We start from the raw sequence: 6,139 nt of genomic DNA, 5'->3' as shown, positions 1-6,139 counted from the left end.
TGCACGACTGGCACGAAGCGCACGGCGCCGACTGGGAGCCGGTGGGCCAGTGGCGGCGGCCCTACACCTACCGCCGCGAGGGCGAGAGCCGCGCCGACGCGGTGAACCGGGAGGTGAAGAACACCCGCGACGCCCTCGGCATGCTGGACGCCTCGACGCTCGGCAAGATCCTCGTCAAGGGGCCGGACGCGGGCCGCTTCATGGACATGCTCTACACCAACATGATGAGCACCCTGAAGCCGGGGCGCTGCCGCTACGGCCTGATGTGCAGCGAGAACGGCTTCCTGATGGACGACGGCGTGGTGGCGCGGCTCGACGAGGAGACCTTCCTCTGCCACACCACCACCGGTGGCGCGGACAGCGTGCATGCGCACATGGAGGAATGGATCCAGACCGAGTGGTGGGACTGGAAGGTCTGGACCCTCAACGTCACCGAGCAGTGGGGCCAGATCGCCGTCGTCGGGCCGAACGCGCGCAAGGTGCTGGAGAAGCTCGGCGGCCTCGACGTCTCGAAGGAGGCGCTGAGCTTCATGGGCTGGACCGAGGGCACGCTCGCGGGCGTCCCCGTCCGCGTCTTCCGCATCTCCTTCTCGGGCGAACTTTCCTACGAGATCGCGGTGCCCGCGAACCACGCCCGTGCGCTCTGGGACGCGATCTTCGAGGCCGGGCAGGAGTTCGGCGTGATGCCCTACGGCACCGAATGCCTGCACGTCCTGCGCGCCGAGAAGGGCTTCATCATGATCGGCGACGAGACCGACGGCACCGTGATCCCGCAGGACCTGGGCCTCGACTGGGCGATCTCGAAGAAGAAGGACGACTACATCGGCAAGCGCGCGCAACAGCGCAGCCACATGGCCGACCCCGAGCGGTGGAAGCTCGTCGGCCTCGAGACGGAGGACGGCTCCGTCCTGCCCGACGGCGCCTACGCCACCGCGCCGGGCACCAACGCCAACGGGCAGCGCAACACGCAGGGCCGCGTGACCTCGACCTACTACTCGGCGACCCTCGGGCGGGGCATCGCCATGGGCCTCGTCCACCGCGGCCCCGAGCGCATGGGCGAGGTGCTGGAGTTTCCGAAGGTGGACGGCACCGTGGTGACGGCGAAGATCGTGGAACCCGTCTTCTACGACAAGGAAGGGACGAAGCAGGATGTCTGAACCGGCGAGCGCGTTGGGCGGCGCCCGCGCCGAGGGATATGTCACGGTGGCCGAACTGCCGCCGCAGGGCATGATCTCGATCCGGGGCGACCTGTCGGAGGAGGGCGAGAGCCTCGGACAGGCGCTCGCCGACGCGACGGGGGGCGAGCTTCCGGACGTGCGCGGCATCGTGCAGACGGGCCGCGTGGCGCTCGCCTGGATGTCGCCGGACGAGGTGCTGCTGCTCTGCGCCTACGCGGACGCGCCCGAGCTCGCCACGGCCCTCGACGCGGCGCTCGCCGGGGCGCATGTGCTGGTGGCGGACGTCTCGGACGCGCGGGCGGTCTTCGAACTGTCAGGCGCGGCTGTGCGCGAGGTGATCGCGAAGCTCGCGCCGGTGGACGTCGCCGCCTTCGGCCCGGGCGAGATGCGGCGCACCCGGCTGGCGCAGGTTCCGGCCGCGATCTGGATGCCCGAGGAGGGGCGGCTGCGGCTCATGTGCTTCCGCTCGGTCGCGCGCTATGCCTTCGATCTGCTCGAAAAGGCCTCCGCCGAGGGCGCGGAGGTCGGCTGGCCGTGAAACCGCCCGCCGGGCAGAGGGGTTGACGGGGCGGCGGCGTCAGACACATCTACGCGCCATAGCGGTCGACAACATATCACAGAGGGGTGCAGTCCATGGCCTTCGAACTTCCCGAGCTTCCCTACGCGCACGATGCGCTCGCCGACGACGGCATGTCGCGCGAAACGCTCGAATACCACCACGACATTCACCACAAGACCTACGTCGACAACCTGAACAAGCTCATCTCCGGCACCGAGTGGGAGGGCAAGGCCCTCGAGGAGATCGTCAAGGGCAACTATCAGGCCGGCGCGGTCGCGCAGAACGGCATCTTCAACAACGCCAGCCAGCACTGGAACCACGCCCAGTTCTGGGAAATGATGGCGCCCGGCGGCACCGGCATGCCCGGCGAGCTTGAAAAGGCGATCACCGAGGCCTTCGGCTCCGTCGACAAGTTCAAGGAAGACTTCGCCGCCAAGGGCGCCGGGCAGTTCGGCTCCGGCTGGGCTTGGCTCGTCAAGGACAGCGACGGCAGCCTCAAGGTCACCTCGACCGAGAACGGCGTGAACCCCCTCTGCTTCGGTCAGACCGCGCTTCTGGGCTGCGACGTGTGGGAGCATTCCTACTACATCGATTTCCGCAACAAGCGTCCGGTCTACCTGAAGAACTTCCTCGACAAGCTCGTGAACTGGGAGAACGTCGCCTCCCGCATGTGAGGGCGACCGCATCCGAACGACCTGACCCCCGGGGCACCTGCTCCGGGGGTTTTTCGTGTGCACCGGGGCGGGGGCACCGTGGCCGCGGGCACCGTGGCCGCGGGCATGAAACCGGATCGGCCCCGGCCCGTTTCCACGAGGGGTGCCCGATGACCGGGCCCGTTCGAAACAGGAAAGGACCGGAGTGATGAAACGCATTGCAACACCGCTCGCGGCGGCGCTGATCGCGGCTGGCCTGGGCCTGCCCGCCGCGGCGCAGAGCACGGACAGCGGCGACACCATGTCCGGTTCGGACGAGGAGACGACGAGCACGCTGCCCGGCGCGGACACCGAACCCGGCACCGGGACCGGCGCGGCCTATCGCGGTGTCGAGAACTGGGCCGGTGTCGTCTCGCTTCTGCAGACCGGCGATGGCGCGCCGACGGAATTCGACACGGTGCACGACACCGCCGACGTCGAGGTGGTGCGGCTGACCCGGCTCGAGGGCCGCACAGAGGAACAGGTCGAGGTGCTCGACGAGGCGGTCGACATCCGCTCGGACGACATCGCGGCGATGCGCGGGGCGATCGAGGATCACGAGATGATCGTCGATGCGCTCGAGAGCGCGGATCAGGACGTGGCCGACGTGATCGCCGCCGTGCAGGAGATCGGCGGCGAGGTGCACGTCGTCGTGGACGACCGGCAGGGCTGAGGCCGCGCGGGGACCACGCGCCGTGGGCCCGGAGCCCGGATACGATCGAAAGGAGTTGCATCATGGCCGAACGCAAGCGATCAAAGGACATGCGCCGCGAAACGGAAGAGTTGCCGCTGGCGCGGGGTGGCGTCTCGCAGCAGGGACGCGACCAGGGCCGGCTCGCCCGCAAGATCGGTGCGCGGGACGAGGAAAAGCGCGCGACCGAGCGGCCGGCCGGCGCGACGCGCGTGCGCGGCGCCGACAAGGACGAAAGCGAGAGTGGAGAACAGTCCGAATGAGCGTCTTGACCAACGGCACATGGGTTCTCGTCGCGGATGGCGAGAAGGCGCTGTTCCTGCGCAACCTGACGGATGCCGAGAACCCCAATCTCGAGGTCGTCCGCCAGGAGTCGCAGGACAACCCGGCGACGCACGAACAGGGCACCGACCGGCCGGGCCGGATGCAGGATACCGGCGTGCAGCAGCTGTCCGCCCTGCAGGAGACCGACTGGCATCGGCTGGAGGAGGCGCGCTTCGCCAACGATCTGGCCGATCTGCTCTACCGGATGGCCCATGCGCACAAGTTCGAGCGCATCGTGCTCTGCGCGCCGGCCCGTGTGCTGGGGGAGCTCAGGACCAAGATGCACAAGGAGGTCGCGGACCGCGTCGTCGGCGAAGTGCGCAAGGAGCTCACCAACCACCCCCGCGACGAGATCGAGCAGGTGCTGTCGAAAGAGCTCGACGGCTGATCCGCTTGCACCCGGCGCCGATCGCGGGCAGAGCGCGCGGGTGACGACGGGGAGCGGGCGGCATGACCGGGCCGGCACGCGGCGTCGCGGCCATGGTCGCGGCCTGCACGATCTGGGGGCTTTCGGGGCTCTACTACAAGCTTCTGGACCATGTGCCACCGCTCGAGGTGCTGGCGCATCGCACGCTCTGGTCGCTCGTCTTCTTCGTGGCCGTGCTGACGGTGCAGGGGCGGCTCGGCGGGCTGGCCGCGGCGCTGGACCGGCCGGGGAAGATCCTGCGCATCCTCGCCGCCGCGCTCTTCATCTCGACGAACTGGTTTCTCTTCATCTTCTCGGTGCAGACCGGACGCGCGACCGAGGCGAGCCTCGGCTACTACATCTTCCCGCTTGTCGCGGTGCTGCTCGGCCTCGTCGCCTTCGGCGAACGGCTCACGCGGGCGCAATGGGTTGCGGTGGCGCTCGCAGCCGCGGCGGTGGCGGTGCTCGCCGCAGGCGAAGGGGTGGCGCCCTGGATATCCCTCGCGCTCGCCGGGACCTTCGGGCTTTACGGGGTGATGAAGAAGCGCCTCGCCGTGGGGCCGGTGACCTCGGTGACGGCGGAGGTGGCGCTGCTCGCGCCGGTGGCGCTCGTCATCCTCTGGGCCGTGCACCGCGACGGGGGCGCGTTCGGCGCCGGTTTCGCCGACAGCCTGCTCCTGATGCTGTCCGGCCCGCTGACGGCGACGCCGCTCATGCTCTTCGCCTATGCGACGCGGCGGGTGGCCTATGCGACCGTCGGGCTGGTGCAGTACCTGAACCCGACCCTGCAGTTCCTGGTCGCCGTGCTCGTCTTCGGCGAGGGCGTGGGCCCCTGGGACGCCGTGGCCTTCCCGCTGATCTGGGCGGCGCTCGCCCTCTACTCGCTCGCCGCGCTCGGCCGGGAGAGGGCGGCGCGCAGCGCGGCGAGGGCGGCCTCGGCGGAGTCCGCAGGCGTGACCAGCCCGCGCAGCGACGGCGCGGCGAAGCCCTGAGCGACCACGTGATCGAGAAGCGCGAGCAGCGGGTCCCAATAGCCCGCGACGTTGACGAGCACGATGGGCTTGCCGTGCAGCCCGAGCTGCGCCCAGGTCAGCACCTCGAAGAACTCGTCCAGCGATCCGGCGCCCCCCGGCAGCACGGCGACCGCGTCGGAGTTCATGAACATCACCTTCTTGCGCTCGTGCATCGTCTCGGTGATGACATGGCGCTCCGCGCCGTGCATCGCTTCCACCTCGACCAGATGACGCGGAATGACCCCGAGGGTCGCGCCGCCCGCGGCGTCGGCCGCCTGCGCCACGCGCCCCATGAGCCCGACATCGCCGGCGCCGTAGACGAGCCGCCAGCCCTCCTGCGCGATGGCGCGGCCGAGCGCGTCCGCCTCGGTGGCGAAGTGCGGATCGGCGCCGTCACGGGCGCCGCAGTAGACGCAGATGGAATATCGGGACATGCCTCGTCACGGGCTCATGCGGCTTTGACCCCTGATAGCGGCGTTGATAGTGTCGCTCAACCTTCCGGAAGCGCGTGCAGGGCGACGGCGAACAATGAGCATGACAAGCGGGCTGCCAGCGGGGGCGACCCTGGCCGCGGGGGCCGTCGTGGGCGGGCTCGCGCTCGTCGTCGGCCTCTATGCCGCGGGGCTCCTCGCGCCCGATGAGGCCGCACCGCCGCCCGATCCGCCGGCCGTGACAGGGTCGGCCCCGGCCGAGGACGCCGCGAGCGATCAGGCGGCTTCGGAACAGTCTGCCGCGCCGCAGCCGTCGCCGGTCCCGGACGCGCCGCCTGCGCCGCCTGCCTTCGATCTGGTGCGTGTGGAGCCCGACGGCGCCGCGCAGATCGCCGGCCGCACCGCACCGGGATCGGAGGTGGCGATCCTGCTCGACGGGGAAGAGGTGGCGCGCGCCCGGGCCGATGGATCCGGGGCCTTCGTCAGTTTTCTTTCGCTCGGCCTGCGTGACGCGCCGCGCGTGCTCATGCTCGAGATGCTGGGCGACGGGGCTCCCGTGCCGTCGGACGATCAGGTGATCGTCAGCCCGCCTGCCTCTGGGCCGGACATCGCGGACGACGCCCTTGCAGGGACGGAGCAGTCCGGGCCGCCCGCCCGTGCCGCCTCCGACGCCGCTCAAGGCACCGGGCGCGCCACATCGACGCGTGACCATGGCGAAGTGGACGATCCCGACCGGTTCGCCGTGGCGGCAGGGGACCAAGCCCCCGGTGCGCAGGCGCCGGATGCCGCTGCAGCCGCCCCCGACCGCGTTGCCGCGACCCCGGACGCCGAGCGGCCGGCCACCG

The 6,139-nt window shown here is 70.4% G+C and carries 8 protein-coding genes and 1 pseudogene; 8 read left to right on the top strand and 1 reads right to left on the bottom strand.

What is annotated here, in order from left to right; translation table 11 throughout:
• The 7 genes from ACESL7_RS11825 to rarD form a co-directional block, all read left to right on the top strand.
• Positions 1-1,157: glycine cleavage T C-terminal barrel domain-containing protein (locus ACESL7_RS11825; protein ID WP_372893524.1), on the top strand; the 1,157-nt coding region annotated here is incomplete at its 5' end.
• Complete coding sequence (locus tag ACESL7_RS11820; protein WP_372893523.1) at positions 1,150-1,716, top strand: sarcosine oxidase subunit gamma; 567 nt, start codon at positions 1,150-1,152, stop codon at positions 1,714-1,716. The genes ACESL7_RS11825 and ACESL7_RS11820, both read left to right, overlap by 8 nt.
• Before the next feature lie 95 nt (positions 1,717-1,811).
• Entirely contained in the window at positions 1,812-2,411 is a 600-nt protein-coding gene (locus ACESL7_RS11815) for a superoxide dismutase (protein ID WP_372893522.1), read from the top strand.
• A gap of 187 nt (positions 2,412-2,598) precedes the next feature.
• Positions 2,599-3,102, top strand: a complete 504-nt coding sequence (locus ACESL7_RS11810) for a hypothetical protein (RefSeq protein ID WP_372893521.1) — start codon at positions 2,599-2,601, stop codon at positions 3,100-3,102.
• Positions 3,103-3,164: 62 nt separating this feature from the next.
• On the top strand, positions 3,165-3,383 hold the full coding sequence (locus tag ACESL7_RS11805; RefSeq protein WP_372893520.1) for a hypothetical protein: 219 nt from the start codon (positions 3,165-3,167) through the stop codon (positions 3,381-3,383).
• Complete coding sequence (locus ACESL7_RS11800; protein ID WP_372893519.1) at positions 3,380-3,832, top strand: baeRF12 domain-containing protein; 453 nt, start codon at positions 3,380-3,382, stop codon at positions 3,830-3,832. Before ACESL7_RS11805 ends, ACESL7_RS11800 begins: the two co-directional genes overlap by 4 nt.
• A 62-nt stretch (positions 3,833-3,894) precedes the next feature.
• Entirely contained in the window at positions 3,895-4,842 is a 948-nt protein-coding gene (gene rarD / locus ACESL7_RS11795; RefSeq protein ID WP_372893518.1) for an EamA family transporter RarD, read from the top strand.
• On the opposite strand, the gene ACESL7_RS11790 is transcribed toward rarD, so the two are convergent.
• Positions 4,728-5,297 carry an LOG family protein gene (locus ACESL7_RS11790; protein ID WP_372893517.1) on the bottom strand — a complete coding sequence of 190 codons (570 nt, stop codon included), beginning with the start codon at positions 5,295-5,297 and terminating at the stop codon, positions 4,728-4,730. The genes rarD and ACESL7_RS11790 overlap by 115 nt on opposite strands.
• Positions 5,298-5,445: 148 nt before the next feature.
• On the opposite strand from ACESL7_RS11790, the pseudogene ACESL7_RS11785 reads away from it, so the two are divergent.
• A pseudogene (locus ACESL7_RS11785) lies at positions 5,446-6,139 on the top strand (hypothetical protein); the annotation flags it as partial.

Origin of the sequence: Rhodosalinus sp. (genome assembly GCF_041685465.1) — a bacterium.
Classification (GTDB): Bacteria; Pseudomonadota; Alphaproteobacteria; order Rhodobacterales; family Rhodobacteraceae; genus Rhodosalinus.
Note: the sequence above shows the minus strand (reverse complement) of the source record. Positions and strands in the feature narration are given on the sequence as shown.

What these genes read in the sequence shown, in the direction of transcription:
- ACESL7_RS11820 (WP_372893523.1), top strand. Translation starts at nt 1,150, where the DNA reads ATGTCTGAACCGGCGAGCGCGTTGGGCGGCGCCCGCGCCGAGGGATAT.
- ACESL7_RS11815 (WP_372893522.1), top strand. Translation starts at nt 1,812, where the DNA reads ATGGCCTTCGAACTTCCCGAGCTTCCCTACGCGCACGATGCGCTCGCC.
- ACESL7_RS11810 (WP_372893521.1), top strand. Translation starts at nt 2,599, where the DNA reads ATGAAACGCATTGCAACACCGCTCGCGGCGGCGCTGATCGCGGCTGGC.
- ACESL7_RS11805 (WP_372893520.1), top strand. Translation starts at nt 3,165, where the DNA reads ATGGCCGAACGCAAGCGATCAAAGGACATGCGCCGCGAAACGGAAGAG.
- ACESL7_RS11800 (WP_372893519.1), top strand. Translation starts at nt 3,380, where the DNA reads ATGAGCGTCTTGACCAACGGCACATGGGTTCTCGTCGCGGATGGCGAG.
- rarD (WP_372893518.1), top strand. Translation starts at nt 3,895, where the DNA reads ATGACCGGGCCGGCACGCGGCGTCGCGGCCATGGTCGCGGCCTGCACG.
- ACESL7_RS11790 (WP_372893517.1), bottom strand. Translation starts at nt 5,297, where the DNA reads ATGTCCCGATATTCCATCTGCGTCTACTGCGGCGCCCGTGACGGCGCC.